The sequence below is a fragment of the Oerskovia jenensis genome (assembly GCF_016907235.1).
In the GTDB taxonomy this organism is placed as follows: domain Bacteria; phylum Actinomycetota; class Actinomycetes; order Actinomycetales; family Cellulomonadaceae; genus Oerskovia; species Oerskovia jenensis.
On the sequence record NZ_JAFBBO010000001.1, the window covers coordinates 618,005 to 642,449 of the forward strand.

Below are 24,445 nucleotides of genomic sequence, written 5' to 3' on the forward strand. Positions count from 1 at the left end.
CGACGGCGAGCGCCGCCGTCGGGCCGGTCCGTCCCCGCGGGCGTCAGGCGACCGGACGACCTGCCGCGAGCTCCGCACGGTCCTGGTCGTCGACCGGACGCACCACACGGCACGGCGAACCGAGCGCGACCACGCGCGGCGGGACGTCGCGCGTCACGACGCTGCCCGCGCCGATGACCGAACCCGCGCCGATCGTGACGCCCGGGAGGATCACCACGTTCGAGCCGATCCACACGTCGTCCTCGATGCGCACGGGCAGCGAGAACTGGGCGCCTCCCCGACGAGCCTCGGGCGAGAGGGGGTGTCCGGCCGTGGTGATCGTGACGTGCGGGGCGAACAGGACGCGGTCGCCGACGTGGATGTCGCCGTCGTCGACGAGGACCAGGTCGAAGTTGGCGTAGACGTGGTCCCCGAGGTGCACGTGCGAGCCGTAGGACACGCTCAGCGGGGGCTCGATCCAGACCCCCTCGCCGATCGACCCGAACAGCTCGCCCAGGATCCGGGAACGTTCGGCGACCTGGCTCGGGCGCGAGCGGTTGAAGTCGTACGCGAGCTCCTTGCCCGCGGTCCGCTCGGCCTCGAGGTGCTCGAGGCCGTCCCCGAAGTCCACGTAGGGCTCGCCCGTGTTCATGCGGGCACGGACGGTGCGGTACTGCTCGGTGGTCATGGTCGTCTCCTGGTCGGTCGGTGGTCGTGCCGCGCCGCCGGTCGGTGGCGTCGGGTCCCGCATAGGATCGTCGGGTGGCGAGGGACGGGGTGTACGCGAAGGGGCGGCTGCGGCGTGAGGAGATCCTCGACGTCGCGCTCGAGGTCTTCGCCGACGAGGGGTACCGCGGGACGAGCCTGCGGACGATCGCCGCGCGCTGCGGTCTGACGGTCGCGGGGGTCATGCACTACTTCGACTCGCGCGAGGACCTGCTCACGCAGGTGATCGTCCGACGGGACCAGACCGGTCGCCCGATCTACCACGACGCACCCCGCACGCTCGCCGAGAACGTCCGGGGCAACGCCGAGCGCCCGGGGCTGGTCGAGCTGTTCGTGTCCCTGACGGCAGCGGCCCGCGACCCCGAGCACCCGGCGCGCGAGGTCCTGGCCGGGCGGTACGAGGGACTGCGGGCGACGCTGGGCGAGGACGTGCGCGCACGACAGGAGGCGGGCGAGATCCCCGCGCACCTGGACCCCGAGGCGCTGGCCCGCCTGATCATCGCGGTGACGGACGGGGCTCAGCTCCAGTGGATGGTCGACGACGGTGCGACCTTGGAGGGACCGCTCGGCACGCTGCTGTACGACGTGCTGGGCCTCGCTCGCCCGTAGCCTCCCCGCGTGGCGCGCACGACGTCGGCCGTGCCCCGGCTCGTCGCGGCGACACCCCGGGCGACACCCCATCGCGTCGGTCCTCCGTTCGTCGGATCATTTACCTATCAGTGTATGGTTTTCTCGACCGGCCGAGGTCACCGCACTCCCCACCCCGACCTCCGCCGCTCCCGCGCCACCGTCGTCGTCTCGAAGGGACACCCCCCCATGTCCGACCGCCTGCCCTACCAGGACCCGACCCTCCCGGTCCCCGAGCGCGTCGCCGACCTCGTCGGCCGCATGACGCTCGAGGAGAAGGTCGGTCAGATGATGCAGCTCAACGCGGCGGACGGCGTCGAACGGCTCGTGACCGAGGTCCACGTCGGCTCGATCCTGCACACCTCCCCCGAGAACGTCCTGCGCGCCCACGAGCTCGCCGCCACGACCCGTCTCCGGATCCCCCTGCTCATCGCCGAGGACGCCATCCACGGGCACTCCTTCTGGGAGGGCGCGACCATCTACCCGACCCAGCTCGGCATGGCCGCCACCTGGAGCCCCGACCTGCTCGAGCAGGTCGGGCGCGCCACCGCGGTCGAGGTCGCCGCCACGGGCAACCACTGGACCTTCTCGCCCGTCCTGTGTATCACGCGCGACCTGCGCTGGGGCCGGGTCAGCGAGACGTTCGGCGAGGACCCCTTCCTCATCGGTGAGCTCGCGTCCGCGATGGTGCGCGGCTACCAGGGCGACGGGCTCGACGACCCCACCGCGATCCTCGCGACCGCCAAGCACTTCGCCGGGTACTCCGAGACCCAGGGCGGACGCGACGCGAGCGAGGCGGACATCTCCCGCCGCAAGCTGCGCTCGTGGTTCCTGCCGCCGTTCGAGCGGGTCGCCCGCGAGGGCTGCCGGACGTTCATGCTGGGCTACCAGTCGATGGACGGCGTGCCGGTCACCATCAACGACTGGCTCCTGAGCGAGGTGCTGCGCGGCGAGTGGGGCTACACCGGCACGCTCGTCACCGACTGGGACAACGTGGGCCGCATGGTCTGGGAGCAGCACATCCAGCCCGACCACACGCACGCCGCGGCCGCCGCGGTGCGGGCCGGGAACGACATGGTCATGACGACCCCGCAGTTCTTCGAGGGAGCCCAGGACGCCGTCCGCCAGGGCATGCTCGCCGAGAGCGACCTCGACGCCGCCGTCGCGCGCATCCTCACCCTGAAGTTCGAGCTCGGCCTGTTCGAGGACCCCCGGCGCCCCGACGCCGCCCGCCAGGCCGAGGTCATCGGGTCCGCGCAGCACGCCGCCCTCAACCTCGAGGTCGCCCGCCGTTCGCTCGTCCTGCTCACCAACGACGGCACGCTTCCCCTCGACGGCGGGTACGTGGCCGGGCCGGACGCTCGCGCGGTGCCGGCCGACGACGACGCGGACCGCCCCGTGCGCCGGATCGCGGTCGTCGGCCCCAACGCGGACGACCCGGACACCCAGCTCGGCGACTGGGCCGGGCGTTCGGGCCAGGCCGACTGGCTGCCCGACGGGCACCCGCGCGAGATGACGCAGACCGTGCTCGACGGCTTCCGGGACCACGTCCCCGCCGGGTGGTCCGTCACGCACGCGCGCGGCGCCGACATCCTCACGCTCGTCCCGGACCCCGACGGTGCGTTCTTCCCCGACGGCCAGCCCCGCCCCCAGGTCGTGCTGCCCGCCGAGCCCGACGCGGCCCTGATCGCCGAGGCGGTCGCGGCCGCGCACGACGCCGACTACGTCGTGGCCGTCGTCGGGGACCGGATCGAGCTCGTGGGCGAAGGCAGGTCCACCGCGACGCTCGACCTCGTGGGCGCCCAGGTCGCGCTCCTCGACGCGCTCGCCGCGACCGGTACCCCGCTGGTCGTCGTGGTCGTCGCGTCCAAGCCGCTCGTCCTGCCGCCCTCGGCCCGCTCGGCGGCGGCGATCGTGTGGGCCGCCAACCCCGGGATGCGCGGCGGGCGTGCGGTCGCGGAGCTCGTGCTCGGACTGATCGAACCCTCGGGGCGCCTGCCCCTGTCCTTCGCGGAGCACGTCGGGCAGCTCCCCGTCTACTACAACCAGCTTCCCGGCCAGCACGGGACCCGCTACGCAGACCTCACCCAGCGGCCGCCCTTCGCGTTCGGCGAGGGCCTGAGCTACACGACGCTCGAGTACGCGGCGCTCACCGTCCTCGACACCGCGCTGGGGCTCGACGACACCGTCCGGGCCCAGGTCACGGTCACCAACACGGGCACCCGGCCGGCCCGCGAGACCGTGCAGGTCTACGTCCGCGACACCGTCACCTCCGTCACGTGGGCCGAGAAGGAGCTCAAGACCTACCGGCAGGTCGACCTGTCCCCCGGCGAGTCGCGGATCGTCGAGCTCGAGGTCCCCGTCGCGGACTGCACGCTCGTCGACGCCCAGGGGCACCGCGTCGTCGAGCCCGGCGCGTTCGAGCTGCTCGTCGGGCCGTCCTCGCGCGACGAGTCCCTGCTCGTGGCGGGCTTCACCGTCACGGCCTGAGCGCGGCGCGTCGCCCGGGCGCGGCCCCGGGGACGACGAGGGCCCGACGGCGCGTGACGCCGTCGGGCCCTCGTGTGCTGTCCTGCGGTACCCGGCTCAGCCGCGCGGGTCTCCCCCGCGCCGCTCGGGCCACGGGCTGTCGGCCGGGCGCAGTGCGGACCAGCCGGTCGCGCGCGCCGCGGCAGCCGCCAGGATCCCGACGACGGCCGACGGGTTGTGCAGATCCCCGGCCAGGACCGCGGACACCGCCTCGTCGAGCGGGACCCAGCGCAGCTCCATGCCCAGCTCCTCGGCCTCGCGCTCATGGCGCTCGGCCTCGGGAACCGGCGACAGGTCGCGCGCGAGGAACACGCGCAGGGCCTCGTTGCTGCCACCCGGGGACGTGAAGTAGTCCGCGAGGACGTCCCAGCGCGCGGCGCGCAGGTCCGCCTCCTCGAGCAGCTCGCGCGCGGCCGCGGCCTGCGCGTCCTCCCCGTCGACGTCGAGCAGGCCCGCCGGCGGCTCCCACAGCTCGCGTCGCACCGGGTGCCGGTACTGGTGCAGCAGCAGGACCCGCTCATCCTCGTCGAGGACGATGATCGCGACCGCACCGGGGTGGTCGACGAACTCGCGTGTCACCACGCCGCCCTCACCCAGGTCGACCGACTCCGAGCGCAGGTCGAAGATGCGACCCGCGTGCAGGACACGCGCCTCGCCGACGTCCCGGGAGACCGGGACGTCGGCGAGCGGGCGGGCCGTCACGTCAGGCCGTCCGAGCCTCGAGCGCCGCCGCGACCAGACCCGAGAACAGCGGGTGGGCGCGCGTCGGACGGCTCTTGAACTCGGGGTGCGCCTGCGTGCTCACGTAGTACGGGTGCACGTCCGCAGGGAGCTCGACGAACTCCACGAGCGAGGAGTCGGGCGACGTCCCCGAGATGACCAGGCCGGCCTCCTCGAGCTGCGCGCGGTAGGCGTTGTTGACCTCGTAGCGGTGACGGTGACGCTCCGTGACCGACTTGGCGCCGTAGGTCTTCGCGACCACGGAACCGGGGCGCAGCGCGGCCTCGTACGAGCCCAGGCGCATGGTGCCACCCAGGTCGCCCGCACCGTCGACGATCGCGAGCTGCTCCTCCATCGTGGCGACGACCGGGTTCTTGCTCTCCGGGTCGAACTCGCTCGACGACGCGTCCTCGATGCCCAGCACGTTGCGCGCGTACTCGATGACCATCGACTGCAGACCCAGGCAGATGCCGAGCGTCGGCACCTTGTTCTCCCGCGCCCAGCGCAGCGCGCCGAGCTTGCCCTCGATGCCGCGCACCCCGAAGCCGCCCGGGACCAGGATCGCGTCGGCCCCGCCGAGCGCGTCCGCGGCGCCCTCGGGCGTCTGGCAGTCGTCCGAGGGGACCCAGCGGATCGTGACCTTGGCGTCGTTGGCGAAACCGCCCGCACGCAGGGCCTCGGTCACGGACAGGTACGCGTCCGGCAGGTCGATGTACTTGCCCACGAGCGCGACCTCGACCTGGTGCTCGGGCTGGTGCACGCGCTCGAGGAGCTGCGACCACCCGTCCCAGTCCACGTCGCGGAACGCCAGACCCAGACGGCGCACGACGTACGCGTCGAGGCCCTCCGAGTGCAGCACGCGCGGGATGTCGTAGATGCTCGGCGCGTCGATCGCGTTGACCACGGCCTCGTTGTCCACGTCGCACATGAGCGCGATCTTGCGCTTGACGGGCTCGGGGACCACGCGGTCCGCACGCAGGACGATCGCGTCCGGCTGGATGCCGATCGAGCGCAGGGCTGCGACCGAGTGCTGCGTCGGCTTCGTCTTGAGCTCGCCCGAGGGGCCGATGTACGGCACGAGGGAGACGTGCAGGAAGAAGACGTCGTCGCGGCCGAGCTCGTGCCGGACCTGGCGGGCCGCCTCGAGGAAGGGCTGGGACTCGATGTCGCCGACCGTGCCGCCGATCTCCGTGATGATCACGTCCACGCCCTCGCCCGCCTGGGCGCGCATGCGCGACTTGATCTCGTCGGTGATGTGCGGGATGACCTGCACCGTGTCGCCGAGGTACTCGCCGCGACGCTCCTTGGCGATGACCTGCGAGTAGACCTGGCCGGTCGTCACGTTGGACGAGGCCGGGAGCTCCACGTCGAGGAAGCGCTCGTAGTGCCCGATGTCGAGGTCCGTCTCGGCACCGTCCTCGGTCACGAAGACCTCACCGTGCTGGAACGGGTTCATGGTCCCGGGGTCGACGTTGAGGTAGGGGTCGAGCTTCTGCATCGTGACGCTCAGGCCACGGGATCGGAGCAAGCGACCCAGGCTCGAGGCCGTCAGCCCCTTGCCGAGAGAAGAGGCCACGCCGCCGGTCACGAAGATGTGCCGGGTGCTGTGGTCCGAGCGGCCGCCGCCGAGGGCTTGGGGTCTGTTCAGGTGATCTGCCACGGAACTCCATCCTAACAGTGACTCGTGGGGGCCGCTCCGGATCCAGCGTGGGATGACTCTCAGTCGTGCGCTCGCCCTCCAGTCTGCGCCCGGCGGGCCGGTACCGCCCAGCCCGTCAGGCGTCCGGGCGCGCGTCGGCGGGTGCCGTGCCCCGCCCGCGACGCGCCAGCCCGACGACCGACGACCTGTCCGCGACCAACGTCAGCCCGACCACGACGAGGGCCGCCAGGACGGCGACCCCGATGCCCACGGCGAGCGCCGCCACGACGTGCGCGTCGTCGGGCAGGAGGACCGCGCTGAGTCCCCGGCCTGCCGCACCGCCGAGCGCCACGCCCACGACCAGCACGGCCAGCGTGCGAGGCACGCCGCGCACCGCCTCGGGGCCCGCGTGGCGTCGCACCGCGAGCAGGAGCAGGAGGCCCGCGACGCTCATGCCCACCGCGGTCGCGAGGCCGAGGAGCGCCAGCACCCTCACCTGGGCGCCCTCCCCGAGCACCGCGGGACCCACGACCGCCAGCACGGCGACGACGCCCCACCCGGACGCCGTCGCGACGACCGCCGCGCGCTGCCGGTCCAGGACGTAGAGCGCGCGCGACAGGTGCAGGATCAGGGCGAAGCCCACGATGCCCGGCGCCATGGCGGCCGTGGCCACGCCCAGGCCCTCGACGGACCCGTCGGCGACGACGGCGAAGACCGACTCGACCGCGGCCGAGGCCGCCACGAGCGCCGCCACGCCCACCCCCGACACCAGGAGCAGTGTCCGGGTCGTCGACGCCAGCAGCCTGTCGAAGAGCTCGTGGCTCCCCTGGGCCACGTGCTCCGCGAGCCGCGGGAACGCGCTCGTCGCGAGCGGGAACGCGAGCACGGCGTACGGCAGCAGGTAGACCTGCTGCGCGTAGAAGTACGTCGGGAACGTCGCCTCGGGTCCGAAGGTGTTCGCGGCGTACATGGCCGCGAGCACCGAGACCTGCTGCGCGACGAGCGCGCCCACCCCCGCGAACGCGAGGTTGCGCGCCCGGACCCCCTCACCCCCGGGGAAGCGCAGCGTCGGGCGCAACCGGGTCCCGGTGCGCGCGACGGGCACGACGAGGGGCAGGGCCAGCGCCGCGACCCCGAGCGTCGTCCCCCAGCCGAGCCACGCGATCGCGCTCGACGACAGCGCTGCGACGTCGTTCTGGTCCCCGTCCGCCATGCCCGCGAACACCAGGTAGACCCCGATGACCACGAGGCTCGAGACGAGCGGTGCGAAGGCTTGCCAGAAGAAGCGCTTGTGCGCCTGGAGGATCCCGCCGAGGATCACCGCGAACCCGTACATCGGGATCTGCAGCGCGAAGACGCGCACGAAGAGCGCCGTGACGTCGACCAGGTCGGGATGCTTGGCCATCAGCACGTAGGCGATGGGGTACGCCAGCGCGGCGAGGAGGGCGCCCAGCGGCACCAGGACCAGGAGGGTCCAGCCGAGCAGCGCCGAGGCGATCTTCGAGACGTCGACGCGGGCCCCGCGCGCGATAGGGCCTGCGAGCAGCGGGACCACCGCGCCGGCCAGCGCGCCGCCGGCCGCTACCTCGAACAGGACGTTCGGCAGGATGTTGGCCGACGTGTACGCCGTCCCGATGCCCTCGGTACCCACCGCCGACGCCATGACGAGCGAGCGGGCGAAGCCCACCAGGCGGCTCGCGATCGTCACGACCGTGATCATGAGCGCCGCGCCCGCGAGCGTCTGCGTGCCCGCACGCAGCCGGGAGCCGCGTGCGGGGCGTGGCGCGGGCGCGGTCTCCGGGCCCGGCGTCACGTCCTCGCTCAAGCGGGAGCGTCCTGACTGGACGGCCCCGGGTCGGCGGGGCCGGAGGCGGGGGCGGGCGCAGTGGCGGCCGGGGTGGGCGCCGGACGGCGGCCCCACTGGTCGAACCGGCGCAGCACCTGGTTGCCGTCGATGATCTTCGAGAAGCTGACCTTCTCGCTCGCCACGTTGAGGCCCAGGATGCCGGCGAGCGCGAGCAGCCGGACGGCCCGCGGCGCACCGAACGCGATCTGCGTGCCGACCAGAGCGCCAAGCGCGTTCGCGCCGCCGTCGCCGAGCATGTCGCGCTCGCCCAGGTCCCCGGGAGCGGCCGCGGCAGCAGCGCCGAGCACCGCGCCCGACGTCGCCCCGACGGGCGTCGCCGCGAGCGGCAGCGCCAGGGCGGCCCCCGCCTTGAGCGCACGCCCGGGGCGCAGGTCGAGGAGGTTGAAGAGGTTGGCGCTGAGCGCGACGATCGAGCCGTTGACCGCGACGTCCGTCAGGTAGCCGAACACCGACCCCGTCCGGCGCGTACCGATGAAGGCCGCCGTGAGCGACGTCGTCCCGATCCCCAGGACCTTGAGGCCCCCCGTGGTCACTCGCCCCTCGAGCAGCGCACCGACGTGCCCCTTGATGCCCTTGGTGCGCGTCGAGGTGTCCTCGGCCAGGTCGTCGATCAGGCCGAACGCGCCGCCTCCCGCGGTCGCCAGCGCCGCCGCGGTCCGCGTCCGGGCAGCAGGACCCGCGACGAGGGTTCCCGCCACGAGACCCGCGGCGACCGCCGGCCCCTCGAGGAGGCTGATGGGCTCCCCACGGTGGTTGGTCCGGGTCCAGCGTTCGTCCCCGCCCGGAGGGGTGGCGTCGAGATACGCGCGCGCGGTCGCCGTCGCCGCGGCGGACGTGAGCGCCGCGCCGACGGCGCGCAGAAAGGTGCCCATGCGTCTCAGCCTTCCGTCTGCTCGCCGGCCGTGCCGGTGTCGCCTGCCGTGCCGGTGTCGCCTGCGGTACCTGCGTCGCCGGCAGTGCCCGGGGCGGCGCCCAGGGGCGTACGGTCCACGGGCGGGAGCTGGACGGCCGGCGGGATGACCGCCGTCGCGCCGTCCTCGAAGCCGTACTGCCCGACCTTGTCGCCCAGACGCGCCGCGAGAGCCAGCGGGACCGAGATCTGACCGGCCGCCTCCTCGATGCCGCTCACGGTCGAGAGCACCGCCGCGAGGTCGGCGTCGGCCGTGATCGTGGAGATCAGGTCGCCAGGCACGGGGGTCGAGCCGGCGACGAGCGAACCGTCCGACCGGGCCTGCGCGGCCTGGGCGAGCAGGACCTCGATGTCGACCGCGTAGGCCTTCGCCTCGTCGACCGACGCCTCCTTGGTCGCGTCGGCCGCGGGGACGGCTGCGGGCTGGGGCTCGAGCAGGAGGACGACGTCGGCGGGCACGTCCTGCTGCTGCACGACCTCGATGAGCTCGGCCTCGGCCAGCTTCTGCTCGATCAGCACGGCCTCCGAGGTCCGGGCCTCGGGGGCGGCGAGCTGCTTGGCGCTGAGCGACGTGGTGAGCGCAGCGGCGAGCTTCTCGTCGGTCCCTGCCTCCTCGACGCCGGACACGAGGTTCGTCACCTCGGTCGCCACGGCCTTGCGCGCGTCGGCCTGGTCCTCGGCGGTCCAGGCCCCGTGCAGACGGACGTGCCCGACGACGCTCGCGCCGGCGCTCTCGAGCTGCTTCTGCACGGCCTCGTAGCGGTCGCCGTCGACCTCACCGAGGTCGACCACGGCGACCCGACGGTCCTGGAGCGAGCCGGCGACGAGCTGCGGGCCGGCGGCGACGATGAACTCCTGGTTGTCGGCCGCTTCCAGGTTCGTCGCGTCGAGCTGGTCACGCAGCTCGTTGCGCTCGAGGCGCAGCTGCTCGACCTGTCCCGTGAGCTGGTCGCCGATCGCGCCCTGCAGCGGCCCGGCGCCCAGGATGATCCCGACCGCCAGCGCCAGGAAGACCGAGATCAACGAGACGATGTGGTACCTGAAGTCGATCACTGTGCTGTTGCGTCCTTCGTGTCCGTGCGGGGCGACGTGCGGGCGGCGCGCGTCAGGGAGGAGAGGAGATGGTGGGCTCGGGGGGTCATACGCCCCCGAACAGTGCGCCGATCCACGACGTGAAGTCGTCGAAGCGCGCGCCGATGATGCCGAAGACCGTCTGCCCAGCGGCCGTGGACCACATCGCCATGATCACGGCGAACAGTCCGGCGAGCGAGAGCAGGGTGAGCTGCAGGTTGGAGATCCGGTGCTGGTAGAGGCGTGAGACGCCCTTGGCGTCGACCAGCTTGCCGCCCACGCGCAGGCGCGTGAGGAACGTGCTGGCCATGCCCGAGCGTCCCTTGTCGAGGAACTCGACGAGCGTCGCGTGGGTGCCCACCGCGACGATGAGCTCGGCGCCCTTGTCGTCGGCCATGAGCATCGCGATGTCCTCGCTCGTGCCCGTCGCCGGGAAGACCACCGGCTCGACGCCGAGCGCCTGGACCCGTTCGAGCCCCGGAGCCTTGCCGTCACGGTAGGCGTGCACCACGATCTCGGCACCGCACGAGAGCGCGCGGTCCGAGACCGAGTCCATGTCGCCCACGATCATGTCGGGCTTCCAGCCCGCGTCGAGGATCGCGTCCGCACCGCCGTCGACCCCGATGAGCAGGGGGCGGTACTCCTTGATGTAGGGGCGCAGCGTCGCGAGGTCCTCGCGGTAGTGGTAGCCGCGCACCACGATGAGGACCTGGCGACCCTCGATCACGGTCCGGATGTCAGGCACGCCCACGCCGTCGAGCAGGAGCTCGCGCTCGCGTCGCATGTAGTCCATGGTGTTCTCGGCGAACCGCTCGATCTCCTCCGAGAGCCCGGCACGGGCCTCGTCGAGGCTGACCGCGATGGTCTCGGGGGTCTGCCGCACCCCCTCGGCGAGCAGGTCCTCGCCCGCGTACACCTTGCCGTCCTCGAGCCGCAGCACGCGCCCGTCGGAGATGCTCATGATGCCGCCGCCGAGGTCGTCGATCAGGATGATCCCGGCGTCGACCAGGATCTCCGGACCGAGGTTCGGGTAGCGCCCCGAGATCGACTTCGCGGCGTTGAGCACCGCGAGGGGCTTGGCGGTGACGAGGGCGTCGGCCGCGACCCGGTCGATGTCGAGGTGGTCGATGACCGCGACGTCACCGGGCTTGAGCCGCTTGGTGAGCGCCTTGGTGCGGGCGTCGACCCGGGCGGGGCCGCTGGTCCCGGGCTCCGTCGCGTCGGACGTGGTTCTGCGCAGAGTGATTCTCATCGCCGCTATCGTCCCACGACCGAGGACTCGAGCAGTTCGAGCGCGTGCTGCAGCGCTGCGTCGGACTCGTCCTGGCCGGACAGCATGCGCGCCAGCTCGCGGACCCGGTCGTCACCCGTGACCTCGTGGACTCCCGTGACCGTGACGGGGTCGACACCGTCGGCGCCTCCCGGCGACTTGGTCACCACGAGCTGCGAGTCGGCGAACGCGGCGACCTGGGCGAGGTGCGTCACGACGATCACCTGGGCCGTGCGGGCCAGGGACGCGAGCCGCCGTCCGACCTCGACCGCCGCCCGGCCGCCGACGCCCGCGTCGACCTCGTCGAACACGAACGTGGGCAGCGGTGCCGCGTCGTCGGTGCCTGCGTCGGCGCCCGAGGTGGCCAGCGCCACCTCGATCGCGAGCATCACGCGGGACAGCTCGCCGCCCGACGCTCCCTTGCCGAGCGGACGCGGCGGCGAGCCGGGGTGCGGCACGAGTGAGAGGGTCACGACGTCGGCGCCCCACGGGCCGGGCTCGTCGGCGGGCACCACGTCGACCACGAGGTTCGACCCGGTCATGGCGAGTCCCGCGAGCTCGTCCGTCACCGCTCGGGCCAGGCGCTCCCCCGTGGCGGTGCGTGCGGCGGTGATCCGGGCACCCAGCGCTGACAGGAGTGCGGTGAGCTCGTCGGCGCGCTCGGTCATCGAGCGCAGGCGTTCGCCGCCGTCGTCGAGGTCGAGCAGGCGCAGGCCGGCGTCGCTGGCCCACGCCAGGACGTCGTCGATCGTCTCGCCGTAGGTTCGCGTGAGCGCGCTGAGAGCCGCCAGGCGGGTGTGCGCCTGCTCGAGACCGCCCGGGTCGGCCTGGAGGTCCTCGACGTAGCCCGAGACCTCGGTCGCGATGTCCGCGAGGACGTAGCCGACGCCCGCGATCCGTTCGACGAGCCCGGCCAGGCCCGGGTCGAGGTGGCTCGCGGTCTCGAGCGCACGCCGGGCGCGCTCGACGGCCGACGCCGCGTCGCCGGGCGCGTCCGTCCCGTCGAGGGCGTCGTCACCCACGATCGCGTCGTGGGCCGCCTGGGCGCCCAGGCGCAGCTCCTCGGCATTCCCGAGGCGCGCGACGAGCGAGGTGAGCTCGGTGTCCTCGCCGGGCTGCGGGTCGACCCGCTCGATCTCGGTGAGGCCGATGCGCAGCAGCTCGGCCTCACGCGCCCGCTCCTGGGCGCGGGCCGTGAGGTCGGCGATCTCCTCGAGCAGGCCCGTGCGCTCGGTCCAGGCCGCCCGGTACTCGTCGAGGAGGTCGGCGTGCGCGCGACCCGCGAACGCGTCGAGCGCGGCCCGCTGGTGGCTCGGGGTGCGCAGGCGCAGCTGGTCGGCCTGCCCGTGCACGGTCACGAGGTCGTCGGCGATCTCGGCGAGCACGCCCTGGGGCACGCTGCGCCCACCCAGGTGCGCGCGCGAGCGGCCTTCGGCCGCGACGGTGCGCAGCACGACCACGGTCCCGTCGTCGTCGACGCTCCCGCCGGCCTCGTCGATGCGCTGCCCGACGGCGTCGCGCCCGCTCACGCGCAGGCGGCCCTCGACCACGGCGCCCGTCGCGCCGGGGCGGACCGAGGACGGGTCGGCCTTGCCCCCCATGAGGAGGCCCAGTCCGGTCAGGACCATGGTCTTGCCGGCGCCCGTCTCGCCCGTGATCACGGTCAGGCCGGGGTGGAGCGGGACACGGGCGGAACGGATGACGCCGAGGTTCTCGATCGAGATCTCTTCGAGCACGGTCAGTCCTCCTTCGGGTCGGGGGCGGTGGGGCGCGAGCCGCCGAGCCGGGCGGCGTCCACGGCGTCGGTGGCCGCCTTGCGGGCGACCCGGACCGCGTCCGCGGCGTCCTCGGCGACGCGACCGCGCCAGCCGACCACTGGCAGCGAGAACTTGGAGACGAGCCGGTCCGTGAAGGGGGCCGTGGAGAGCCTCGCCAGGAGGATGGGTGTGTCCCCGCGCGAGACCTCGACGCGGGCGCCTGCCGGCAAGTCGATGCGGCGACGACCGTCGCACGTGAGCACCGCGGCGCCCGAGCGCTGCAACAGCTCGAGCGCGAACGTCGAGCGCGGGCCGACGACGAGCGGGCGGGCGAAGAGCGCGTGCGCCGCGAGGGGGACGAGGAGCATCGCGTCGACGTCGGGCCACACGACCGGCCCACCGGCAGAGAAGGCGTGCGCCGTCGAGCCGGTCGCGGTCGACATAACCACGCCGTCGCAGCCGAACGACGACAACGGCCGCCCGTCGACCCCGATCGCGACCTCGATCATGCGCTCGCGGGACGCCTTCTCGACCGTCGCCTCGTTGAGCGCCCAGCCGATCCGTGGCTCGTCCTCGCCGGGCAGCGTGACGCGGACCTCGAGGACGCCTCGTTCCTCGACCACGTAGTCGCGCGCCGCGAGGCGCTGGACAGCCGCGGGCAGGCCCTCGCGCTCGGCCTCCGCGAGGAAGCCCACATGGCCGAGGTTGACGCCGAGCAGCGGGACACCGGTCCCGTGCGTGAGCTCGGCGGCACGCAGGATGGTCCCGTCTCCGCCGAGGACCATGACGACCTCGGACTCCGCGACCCCTTCACGGGTGCGCAGCTGGGCCATGTGGTCGCCGAAGGTCTCGGCGAGGTCGTCGTCGTGGAGGCCGACTTCGAAGCCCGCGTCCTGGAGCTCCTTGACCGCCTCGTGCAGCGCGACGACCGCCTCGGGTCGTCCACCGTGCGTGACGATCAGCACTCTCCTGGTCACAGGGCTCCTCCGGTCGGTCGTGGGTCCGCGGCGGTGCCGTGGTCCTGGGGCGGCGCGCCGTCGTCGGGCACCGGTTGCGAGTCTGTCAGGTCCCGGCGTCCGGAGGTGCCCGGGGCGGCCGTGAGATCGATGACGTCCGTGCCCTCGCGATCCCCCGGGTGCCCGGTGCGGGCGACGAGCGCGACGACGGGCTCGGTCGTCACGGGAGACGCCGCGGCGTGCTCGACGGCGCGGGCCAGCGCCTCCCGGTCGAGGTCCGCCGGCCCGCCGGTCGCGCGCAACCACACGAAGAACTCGCGGTTGCCGCTGGGTCCGGGCAACGGGCTGGGGATCACGCCGAGCGGTTGCAGGCCCAGGGCGGCGGCGTCGAGCGCCACGTCGAGCACCGCCCGCGCGTGCAGAGCCGGGTCGCGGACCACTCCCCCGGTGCCGAGCCGCTCCCGCCCGACCTCGAACTGCGGCTTGACCATGAGCAGCAGGTCCGTACCGCGCGCCACGACCGCGGCGACGGGGGGCAGGACCAGGCGCAGCGAGATGAAGGACAGGTCGGCCACGACCACGTCGGGGGTCTCGTCGAGGTCGTCCGGGGCGAGGTCGCGGACGTTGAAGCCTTCACGGACCACGACGCGCGGGTCCTCGCGCAACCCGGGCACGAGCTGGTCGTGCCCGACGTCGACCGCCACGACCCGACGTGCCCCGCGGCGCAGCAGGACGTCGGTGAACCCGCCCGTCGAGGCGCCCAGGTCGAGGCACGACGCACCCGCGGTGCGAGGGGCGTCGCCCGGAACCTCGGCAGCGATCGCATCGAGGGCACCGGCCAGCTTGAAAGCGGCCCGCGAGGCGTAGCCGGGGTCGGTGGGGTCCTGCTCGACCGCGACGCTCTGCCCGTCCGTCACCGGGAGGGACGGCTTGGCGACGATCCGGCCGTCGATGGTCACGCGTCCGGCGGCGACGAGCTCGGCGGCCTGACGCCGAGAACGGGCGAGGCCACGGCGGACGAGCTCGGCGTCGACGCGTACGCCCACGCTCAGTCCTCCGCGTCCGCGAGGCGCTCCTGGAGGGCCTCGTGGATCGCGTCGAACACCGCGACGTGATGGGTGAGCGGAGCGTCGGCCAGCTCGTCGAGCCGAGTGAGCGCCTGGGCGACCGAGTCGTCGGCGGTCTCGTCGTCCGACGGCGTCGCGCCGGTCCGTACGTCCCCGGGAGTGGGGACGGGGGTCGGGGTGGGGGCGCCGTCGTCGACGGTGTCCTGCGCCATGTGTGGACCTCCAGTCCGTTCCAGGGTGCGGTGCTGCGCACCGGTGGGCGAGGCCCGGCTCACCGCCGTGCTTCACCGCACCGGTGCAACGCTACCGGTCGGGACGCGATCTCAGGGGTTGCCGACAGCAAGCTCGGGGACGGTGTCGGCCTCCACCGAACCGCCAGCGTCGACCGTCGCCCAGGCCGCGCCGCACGCGGCACGGATCAGGTCGACCCCTTCGGGGCCGGTCAGCTCGAGCGTGCCGTCCGTGACGCGCGCGGCAGAGTCCCCGCACGTCCACCACCCCTCGGGCGCCTCCTGCGGAGCCGCGTGCGGCTCGAGCAGGCTCAGGAGGTCCGCGCCGATGTAGTGCGGGCGCAGGCCGGGCTCGGCGAGGACCGCGTCGCGGCCCCCGTTGACGCCCGTCAGGACGTGCAGCCCCGGGTAGCCGCCTGAGCGCGCACCGGCGAGGTCGGTGTCGAGGCGGTCACCGACGACGAGCGGCGAGGACGCCCCGGCCCGCTCAATCGCGAGCCGGTACATCGTCGGCGAGGGCTTGCCCGCGCTCGACGGCTCGATCCCCGTCGCGGCCTGGACGGCCCGCACGAGCGAGCCGTTGCCCGGCGCGAAGCCCCGGGCCGTGGGCAGCGACAGGTCGAGGTTGCTCGCGACGTGCCAGGCACCACGCTGGATCGCGTACGCGGCCTCGGCGAGCTGGGCCCAGCCGAGCTCCGGGGCGAAGCCCTGCGCGACCGCGACCGGCTCCTCGTCGGCACTCTCGACGATCACGAAGCCCGCGTCGTGCACGGCCGTGAAGAGGCCCGCACCACCGACGACGAGCACGCGGGCGCCCGGCTCCAGACGCGTCCGCAGCAGAGCGGCCGCCGCCTGCGCGGCGGTCATGACCTCCTCGGGCGACGTCGGGATGTCGAGCTCGGTGAGCTGCGAGGCCACCGACTGCGGTTCGCGCGACGCGTTGTTCGTGACGAACACCAGGCGCATGCCCGCGGCGCGGGCCCCCCCGAGGCCGGTCGCGGCGTTCGGGATGGGCTCGTGCCCCCGGTAGGCGACGCCGTCGAGGTCGACGAGAGCCAGGTCGTAGCGTTCCGCGAGCGGGGTGTCGCTCGAGATCAGCCCCAGGCTCACTTGGTCTCCTCGTCGTTCTCCACGCCCGACGCCGTGGCGTCCGTCTCGACCGCAGGCTCGTCCGCCGTCGTGGTGTCCGTGCCGTCGGACTCGTCGTCGGAGTCTGCCTCGTCGTCGGAGTCTGCCTCGTCGTCGCCGTCGATCTCGACGGCGTCCTCGGTCAGGTCGTAGACGACGACGTCCTCGTCGAGGGACGTGCCGAGGGCAGCCGCCAGCGCTCGCGGGTCGACGTCCGCGAGGATCGCGGCCGCCTCCTCGGTCCGGCCTGCGGCCTCGAGGACGCTGGCCTTGGCCTGCAGCACACGAAGCGCAAGGTCACCCGTGGCGTCAGCCGCGGGGATCTGGTCGAGCACCGCCAGCGCGGCCTCGAACTCACCGAGATCGACGCGCGCACCGCTCACGACGAGTGCGAGCTCGGTACGACCCGTGGCGTCGAGAGTGCTCGCCTCCTCCGAGGCAGCCAAGGCGATCGCACGCTCAGGACGCTCCAGACCACGCTCGCAGTCCGCCATGATCGGCAGGTGCTCCGACGAACCGTTGAGCCGACGTACCGTGCGCAGCTCGCGCAGCGCCTCGGCATACCGACCCGTCTGGTACGCCGTCAGGCCCGCAGCCTCACGGACCACGTCGACGCGGCCGGCGCGTCGCACCGCGGCCTGAGCGTGCTCGTAGGCCAGCTCGGGGTCGGTGTCGATCAGCTTGCCTGCCATCACCAGGTGACGGCCGACGACCGTCGCGTTCTCCTTGCTCAGCGTCCGCAGACGACCACGCACGTCACGGTCGAGGTCCGAGAACTGCACGGCCTCGTCGATCTCGGGACCCGCGTGGCGCAGGTCCTGCGGCGGACGCGACTGGCGCTCACCCTGGTCAGCAGAGCGCTGCGGGCGGTCGCCGAAGCTCTTGCGCTCACCAGAGCCCGAGGACTGCGGACGGTCGCCGTAGGAACGGCGCTCACCGCCGCCGGACTGGGGACGGTCGCCGTAGCTCTTGCGCTCGCCGCCACCGGACTGGGGGCGGTCGCCGTAGCTCTTGCGCTCGCCGCCACCCGACTGCGGGCGGTCGCCGTAGCTCTTGCGCTCGCCTCCGCCGTAGGAGCCGCCACCCGACTGGGGACGGTCACCGTAGGAGCGGCGCTCGCCGCCGCCGGACTGGGGACGGTCACCGTAGCTCTTGCGCTCACCAGAGCCCGAGGACTGCGGACGGTCGCCGTACGAGCGACGCTCACCGCCACCGGACTGCGGACGGTCGCCGTAGGAACGACGCTCGCCGCCGCCGGACTGGGGACGGTCACCGTAGCTCTTGCGCTCGCCTCCGCCGTAGGAGCCGCCACCCGACTGGGGACGGTCACCGTAGGAACGGCGCTCGCCAGAGCCCGAGGACTGGGGACGGTCGCCGTACGAGCGGCGCTCGCCAGAGCCCGAGGACTGCGGACGGTCGCCGTACGAGCGACGCTCACCGCCACCGGACTGGGGACGGTCGCCGTAGGAACGACGCTCACCGCCGCCGTAGGAGCTGCCACCCGACTGGGGGCGGTCACCGTAGGAACGACGCTCGCCAGAGCCCGAGGACTGCGGACGGTCGCCGTAGGAGCGACGCTCGCCGCCGCCGGACTGGGGACGGTCGCCGTACGAGCGACGCTCACCGCCACCGGACTGCGGACGGTCACCGTAGCTCTTGCGCTCGCCGCCGCCGGACTGGGGACGGTCGCCGTAGGAACGACGCTCACCGCCGCCGTAGGAGCTGCCACCCGACTGGGGGCGGTCACCGTAGGAACGGCGCTCGCCAGAGCCCGAGGACTGCGGACGGTCGCCGTACGAGCGACGCTCACCGCCGCCGTACGAGCTGCCACCCGACTGCGGACGGTCACCGTACGAGCGACGCTCACCGCCACCGTAAGAGCCGCCTCCCGACTGCGGGCGGTCGCCGTAGGAACGACGGTCTCCAGAGTCCTGGCGGCGGTCCCCGCCGGCTCGCTCAGGCCTGTTCGAGCTTCCGTCTCGACGCGGTGCTCCCTGGCCACGGCCATGGGAGCCGGAGGAACGACCGGTGTCGCCGGACCGCCCTGCCCCGGAAGACCTACGGTCGCGGTCGTCGGCGTGACGTTCTGGGCTGTCGTTCACAGCGGTGTCCCTTCGATATGCACTGACGTTCATCATCCCACGAGCAGGGTCGTGGGGGCTTGCCCGGTAGGTCACAGGCACGCCAAAGGCCCACCCCGTGAGGGGTGGGCCTTTGGTGAATGGTTGTCCGGCGGCGACCTACTCTCCCACCCCGTCTCCAGGGCAGTACCATCGGCGCTGAGAGGCTTAGCTTCCGGGTTCGGAATGGGACCGGGCGTTTCCCTCTCGCTATGACCGCCGTAACTCTATGGAGATGTCGGGACCCTGGTTACGAAGGGTGTGCCCGTATCTCGGGAACCGCACAGTGGACGCGTAGCAAAAAGTTTGAGTGTTATCAAGTTGTCGGCTTATTAGTACCGGTCAGCTTCAGCAGTCTTTAGTCCTGCCTTACACATCCGGCCTATCTACCCAGTGGTCTAGCTGGGAGCCTCTCCCCCTTGCGGGGATGGAAACCTCATCTTGAAGCAGGCTTCCCGCTTAGATGCTTTCAGCGGTTATCCCTTCCGAACGTAGCTAACCAGCCGTGCTCCTGGCGGAACAACTGGCACACCAGAGGTTCGTCCGTCCCGGTCCTCTCGTACTAGGGACAGCCCTTCTCAAGTTTCCTGCGCGCGCAGCGGATAGGGACCGAACTGTCTCACGACGTTCTAAACCCAGCTCGCGTACCGCTTTAATGGGCGAACAGCCCAACCCTTGGGACCTACTCCAGCCCCAGGATGCGACGAGCCGACATCGAGGTGCCAAACCATGCCGTCGATATGGACTCTTGGGCAAGATCAGCCTGTTATCCCCGGGGTACCTTTTATCCGTTGAGCGACGGCGCTTCCACAAGCCACCGCCGGATCACTAGTTCCGACTTTCGTCCCTGCTCGACCTGTCAGTCTCACAGTCAAGCTCCCTTGTGCACTTGCACTCGACACCTGATTGCCAACCAGGCTGAGGGAACCTTTGAGCGCCTCCGTTACATTTTAGGAGGCAACCGCCCCAGTTAAACTACCCACCAGGCACTGTCCCTGATCCGGATTACGGACCGAGGTTAGATATCCAGAGCGACCAGAGTGGTATTTCAACGTTGACTCCACACACACTGGCGTGCATGCTTCACAGTCTCCCACCTATCCTACACAAGCCGCACCGAACACCAATACCAAGCTATAGTAAAGGTCCCGGGGTCTTTCCGTCCTGCTGCGCGTAACGAGCATCTTTACTCGTAGTGCAATTTCGCCGAGTTCGCGGTTGAGACAGCGGAGAAGTCGTTACGCCATTCGTGCAGGTCGGAACTTACCCGACAAGGAATTTCGCTACCTTAGGATGGTTATAGTTACCACCGCCGTTTACTGGGGCTTAAATTCTGAGCTTCGCCCGAAGGCTGACCCGTCCTCTTAACCTTCCAGCACCGGGCAGGCGTCAGTCCGTATACATCGTCTTGCGACTTCGCACGGACCTGTGTTTTTAGTAAACAGTCGCTTCTCCCTGGTCTCTGCGGCCGTCAACGCTCGGGAAGCTAGTTCCGTCACGCATCGGGCCCCCCTTCTCCCGAAGTTACGGGGGCATTTTGCCGAGTTCCTTAACCACGATTCTCTCGATCGCCTTAGTATTCTCTACCTGACCACCTGAGTCGGTTTAGGGTACGGGCGGCTAGAACCTCGCGCCGAGGCTTTTCTTGGCAGCATAGGATCACCCAATTCGCGCATACGCGCTATCTATCAGTTCTCAGGCTATGTGAACAGCGGATTTGCCTACTGTTCGCCCTACAACCTTGGACACGGTCAACCATCGCCGTGCTGGGCTACCTTCCTGCGTCACCCCTGTTAATACGCTTACCTAGTACCGGTTCGGGTCGCGCGCCGCTCCAGCGATGTCTCCCGAAGGAGACGGTGCTGGTTAAGGGCGCTTAGCATCACCGGGTTCGGTATGGGCGGTTCTTCGCCGGTAGGAGAATATCAACTCCTTGTCCATCGACTACGCCTGTCGGCCTCGCCTTAGGTCCCGACTTACCCAGGGCGGATTAGCCTGGCCCTGGAACCCTTGGTCATTCGGCGGACGGGTTTCTCACCCGTCTTTCGCTACTCATGCCTGCATTCTCACTCGTGTAGGCTCCACCGCTGGGTTACCCCGCGACTTCACTGCCCACACGACGCTCCCCTACCCATCCACACGCCTGGACCACGAAGGCCTAGCGTTTGTGTGAATGCCACAGCTTCGGCGGTGTACTTGAGCCCCGCTACATTGTCGGCGCGGAATCACTTGACCAGTGAGCTATTACGCACTCTTTCAAGGGTGGCTGCTTCTAAGCCAACCTCCTGGTTGTCTGTGCAACTCCACATCCTTTCCCACTTAGCACACGCTTAGGGGCCTTAGCTGGTGGTCTGGGCTGTTTCCCTCTCGACTACGGAGCTTATCCCCCGCAGTCTCACTCCCGCGCTCTCACTTACCGGCATTCGGAGTTTGGCTGACGTCAGTAACCTTGTAGGGCCCATCGGCCATCCAGTAGCTCTACCTCCGGCAAGAAACACGCGAGGCTGCACCTAAATGCATTTCGGGGAGAACCAGCTATCACGAAGTTTGATTGGCCTTTCACCCCTAACCACAGGTCATCCCCCAGGTTTTCAACCCTGGTGGGTTCGGTCCTCCACGTAGTCTTACCCACGCTTCAACCTGCCCATGGCTAGATCACTTCGCTTCGGGTCTAGACCCAGCGACTCATTCGCCCTATTCAGACTCGCTTTCGCTACGGCTTCCCCACACGGGTTAACCTTGCCACTGAGCACTAACTCGCAGGCTCATTCTTCAAAAGGCACGCTGTCACCCCTGCTAGGGAGGCTCCAACGGATTGTAGGCACACGGTTTCAGGTACTATTTCACTCCCCTCCCGGGGTACTTTTCACCTTTCCCTCACGGTACTGGTCCGCTATCGGTCACTAGGTAGTATTTAGGCTTAGCAAGTGGTCTTGCCGGATTCACACGGGATTTCTCGGGCCCCGTGCTACTTGGGATCCCCTTCGGGAGGCCGCGTCATTTCGTCTACGGGGGTCGCACCCTCTGTGCCGGGCCTTTCAATGCCCTTCGACTATAACGCGGCTTTCTGACTCCCTGACCAGGTACCAGCCCGGTCTGAAAGGTCCCACAACCCCGCCCATGCAACGCCTGGTAGCTATCACACATGAACGGTTTGGCCTGTTCCGCTTTCGCTCGCCACTACTCACGGAATATCTCTTCCTGTCGGTACTGAGATGTTTCACTTCCCGACGTTCCCTCCACACACCCTATATATTCAGGTGCGGGTCACTGGACATGACTCCAGCGGGGTTTCCCCATTCGGAGATCCTCGGATCACGGTTCGTTTGCCAACTCCCCGAGGCTTATCGCAGGCTACAACGTCCTTCATCGGCTCCTAGTGCCAAGGCATCCACCCTGTGCCCTTAAAAACTTGACAACAAAAAATTGCAGAGAACAAAGATAAATCTTTGATCTTACAAAGATGCTCGCGTCCACTGTGCAGTTCTCAAGCTACGGACGATCCCACCCGCTCCCACGGCCTACCAACACAACGGTTGGCGGTTCACCCAGGAGACGCGATGGCCCGTTCAGAGCGACCCCACCCATGCGGGCGGTTCCCTCAGGACCCAACAGTGTGCTTGGCAAACCCATCCCCCGTACCCGTGATGTTCCACCACCCACACAAGGTGGGCAGGTACTGACACGAACCGTCATGGACGAGCTCTTCGTTAATGTTCCACCCTTGAGCAACCATCCACCCACGCGTTCGGCGGGTGCCATGGCCTCTGCACAACCAGCCCCCGAGGGCGCCGGCTGTGAGTGATGCTCCTTAGAAAGGAGGTGATCCAGCCGCACCTTCCGGTACGGCTACCTTGTTACGACTTAGTCCCAATCGCCAGTCCCACCTTCGACAGCTCCCTCCACAAGGGTTGGGCCACCGGCTTCGGGTGTTACCGACTTTCGTGACTTGACGGGCGGTGTGTACAAGGCCCGGGAACGTATTCACCGCAGCGTTGCTGATCTGCGATTACTAGCGACTCCGACTTCATGGGGTCGAGTTGCAGACCCCAATCCGAACTGAGACCGGCTTTTTGGGATTCGCTCCACCTCGCGGTATCGCAGCCCTTTGTACCGGCCATTGTAGCATGCGTGAAGCCCAAGACATAAGGGGCATGATGATTTGACGTCATCCCCACCTTCCTCCGAGTTGACCCCGGCAGTCTCTTATGAGTCCCCACCATGACGTGCTGGCAACATAAGACGAGGGTTGCGCTCGTTGCGGGACTTAACCCAACATCTCACGACACGAGCTGACGACAACCATGCACCACCTGTACACCGACCTTGCGGGGCAACCATCTCTGGAAGTTTCCGGTGTATGTCAAGCCTTGGTAAGGTTCTTCGCGTTGCATCGAATTAATCCGCATGCTCCGCCGCTTGTGCGGGCCCCCGTCAATTCCTTTGAGTTTTAGCCTTGCGGCCGTACTCCCCAGGCGGGGCACTTAATGCGTTTGCTGCGGCACGGAACTCGTGGAATGAGCCCCACACCTAGTGCCCAACGTTTACGGCATGGACTACCAGGGTATCTAATCCTGTTCGCTCCCCATGCTTTCGCTCCTCAGCGTCAGTTGCGGCCCAGTGACCTGCCTTCGCCATCGGTGTTCCTCCTGATATCTGCGCATTCCACCGCTACACCAGGAATTCCAGTCACCCCTACCGCACTCTAGTCTGCCCGTACCCGATGCAAGCTCAAGGTTGAGCCTTGAGTTTTCACACCAGACGCGACAAACCGCCTACGAGCTCTTTACGCCCAATAATTCCGGACAACGCTTGCGCCCTACGTATTACCGCGGCTGCTGGCACGTAGTTAGCCGGCGCTTCTTCTGCAGGTACCGTCACTTGCGCTTCTTCCCTGCTGAAAGAGGTTTACAACCCGAAGGCCTTCATCCCTCACGCGGCGTCGCTGCATCAGGCTTTCGCCCATTGTGCAATATTCCCCACTGCTGCCTCCCGTAGGAGTCTGGGCCGTGTCTCAGTCCCAGTGTGGCCGGTCGCCCTCTCAGGCCGGCTACCCGTCGTCGCCTTGGTAGGCCATTACCCCACCAACAAGCTGATAGGCCGCGAGTCCATCCCAGACCGATAAATCTTTCCAGACACTCCCCATGCAGGGGCGTCTCGTATCCAGTATTAGACCTCGTTTCCAAGGCTTATCCCGGAGTCTGGGGCAGGTTACTCACGTGTTACTCACCCGTTCGCCACTGATCCGCCCAGCAAGCTGGGCATCACCGTTCGACTTGCATGTGTTAAGCACGCCGCCAGCGTTCGTCCTGAGCCAGGATCAAACTCTCCGTAAATGTTTGCTATCAACCCCGAAGGATTAACAACCATACGAAGCGGACCCGAAGGTCCATAATCATGGCTACAAACCGAAAACATGACGTTTTCAATTCATACCAAAAGAAGTCTCAACACGAACACACAACACACACCGAAGGTGCGCGCCACACGCCCATGCAGGACAATTGGCATTAACTATCAAGCACACTGTTGAGTTCTCAAGCAACCGACACGCACCGACTCCAACCCCTCAGGGGCCTTCACTCGGGGCAACTTCTCTACCTTACCAGGTCTGAGTCAGTGTGTCTACCGCCGAGGCGGGGACAACTCTTCACTGGTTCCCTCACGAGTCGGCAGATCCAGGACCTGCACTTCGTGGGGGCTGTCTGCTCGCGGGACCAGCCACTTCGCGGCGGCTCCGAAGAGCTTCGCAGTGGTGTCTGTTCCTCCCTGTCGGGCTGACATCCAGAAGATTACGTCGAGGTGACCGGCAAGGTCAAACCCGTGCGCGGTGACCCCGGTCACCGCGC

The 24,445-nt window shown here is 69.5% G+C and carries 15 protein-coding genes and 3 rRNA genes; 2 read left to right on the forward strand and 16 right to left on the reverse strand.

Annotated elements, in window-relative coordinates; genetic code table 11:
* Positions 1–43: 43 nt before the first annotated feature.
* The gene (locus JOD49_RS02825; protein WP_205305885.1) at positions 44–667 is read right to left on the reverse strand and encodes a sugar O-acetyltransferase; all 624 of its coding nucleotides are present in this window, start codon (positions 665–667) and stop codon (positions 44–46) included.
* A 74-nt stretch (positions 668–741) separates the two neighbouring features.
* Between JOD49_RS02825 and JOD49_RS02830 the strand changes: the two genes are divergently transcribed.
* Entirely contained in the window at positions 742–1,314 is a 573-nt protein-coding gene (locus JOD49_RS02830; RefSeq protein WP_205305886.1) for a TetR/AcrR family transcriptional regulator, read from the forward strand.
* A gap of 207 nt (positions 1,315–1,521) precedes the next feature.
* Complete coding sequence (locus JOD49_RS02835) at positions 1,522–3,822, forward strand: exo-beta-d-1,3/1,6-glucosidase (protein WP_205305887.1); 2,301 nt, start codon at positions 1,522–1,524, stop codon at positions 3,820–3,822.
* Positions 3,823–3,918: 96 nt separating this feature from the next.
* Here the strand turns inward: JOD49_RS02835 and JOD49_RS02840 are convergent, their stop codons facing one another.
* The 15 genes from JOD49_RS02840 to JOD49_RS02910 form a co-directional block, all read right to left on the reverse strand.
* The gene (locus tag JOD49_RS02840; RefSeq protein WP_205305888.1) at positions 3,919–4,563 is read right to left on the reverse strand and encodes an NUDIX domain-containing protein; all 645 of its coding nucleotides are present in this window, start codon (positions 4,561–4,563) and stop codon (positions 3,919–3,921) included.
* 1 nt (position 4,564) lies between these two features.
* Positions 4,565–6,241 carry a CTP synthase gene (gene pyrG, locus JOD49_RS02845; RefSeq protein ID WP_307822337.1) on the reverse strand — a complete coding sequence of 559 codons (1,677 nt, stop codon included), beginning with the start codon at positions 6,239–6,241 and terminating at the stop codon, positions 4,565–4,567.
* Positions 6,242–6,356: 115 nt separating this feature from the next.
* The gene (gene murJ, locus JOD49_RS02850; protein WP_239525126.1) at positions 6,357–8,045 is read right to left on the reverse strand and encodes a murein biosynthesis integral membrane protein MurJ; all 1,689 of its coding nucleotides are present in this window, start codon (positions 8,043–8,045) and stop codon (positions 6,357–6,359) included.
* Positions 8,042–8,959 (reverse strand): hypothetical protein, encoded by a 918-nt coding sequence (locus tag JOD49_RS02855; protein ID WP_205305889.1) that lies wholly within the window; start codon positions 8,957–8,959, stop codon positions 8,042–8,044. The genes murJ and JOD49_RS02855 overlap by 4 nt, the downstream gene beginning before the upstream one ends.
* 5 nt (positions 8,960–8,964) lie before the next feature.
* Positions 8,965–10,050, reverse strand: coding sequence for a copper transporter (locus tag JOD49_RS02860; RefSeq protein ID WP_205305890.1), 1,086 nt, complete (start codon positions 10,048–10,050; stop codon positions 8,965–8,967).
* An 85-nt stretch (positions 10,051–10,135) separates the two neighbouring features.
* Complete coding sequence (gene steA / locus JOD49_RS02865; RefSeq protein WP_205305891.1) at positions 10,136–11,320, reverse strand: putative cytokinetic ring protein SteA; 1,185 nt, start codon at positions 11,318–11,320, stop codon at positions 10,136–10,138.
* A gap of 5 nt (positions 11,321–11,325) precedes the next feature.
* On the reverse strand, positions 11,326–13,074 hold the full coding sequence (recN, locus tag JOD49_RS02870; RefSeq protein ID WP_205305892.1) for a DNA repair protein RecN: 1,749 nt from the start codon (positions 13,072–13,074) through the stop codon (positions 11,326–11,328).
* A 2-nt stretch (positions 13,075–13,076) separates the two neighbouring features.
* Positions 13,077–14,072 carry an NAD kinase gene (locus tag JOD49_RS02875; RefSeq protein WP_205305893.1) on the reverse strand — a complete coding sequence of 332 codons (996 nt, stop codon included), beginning with the start codon at positions 14,070–14,072 and terminating at the stop codon, positions 13,077–13,079.
* Entirely contained in the window at positions 14,069–15,097 is a 1,029-nt protein-coding gene (locus tag JOD49_RS02880; protein ID WP_205305894.1) for a TlyA family RNA methyltransferase, read from the reverse strand. Before JOD49_RS02880 ends, JOD49_RS02875 begins: the two co-directional genes overlap by 4 nt.
* 2 nt (positions 15,098–15,099) lie before the next feature.
* Positions 15,100–15,330: a hypothetical protein gene (locus JOD49_RS02885; RefSeq protein WP_205305895.1), complete on the reverse strand. Its 231-nt coding sequence runs from the start codon at positions 15,328–15,330 to the stop codon at positions 15,100–15,102.
* A gap of 111 nt (positions 15,331–15,441) precedes the next feature.
* A complete protein-coding gene (locus JOD49_RS02890) occupies positions 15,442–16,458 on the reverse strand; it encodes an HAD-IIA family hydrolase (protein WP_205305896.1) in 1,017 nt (338 codons plus the stop codon).
* Positions 16,455–18,578, reverse strand: a complete 2,124-nt coding sequence (locus tag JOD49_RS02895; RefSeq protein ID WP_205305897.1) for a hypothetical protein — start codon at positions 18,576–18,578, stop codon at positions 16,455–16,457. Before JOD49_RS02895 ends, JOD49_RS02890 begins: the two co-directional genes overlap by 4 nt.
* 125 nt (positions 18,579–18,703) lie before the next feature.
* A 5S ribosomal RNA gene (gene rrf / locus JOD49_RS02900) occupies positions 18,704–18,820 on the reverse strand.
* 88 nt (positions 18,821–18,908) lie between these two features.
* A 23S ribosomal RNA gene (locus JOD49_RS02905) occupies positions 18,909–22,014 on the reverse strand.
* 397 nt (positions 22,015–22,411) lie between these two features.
* Positions 22,412–23,932, reverse strand: a 16S ribosomal RNA gene (locus tag JOD49_RS02910).
* Together the 16S, 23S and 5S rRNA genes form the textbook arrangement of a ribosomal RNA operon.
* Between the last annotated feature and the right edge of the window lie 513 nt (positions 23,933–24,445).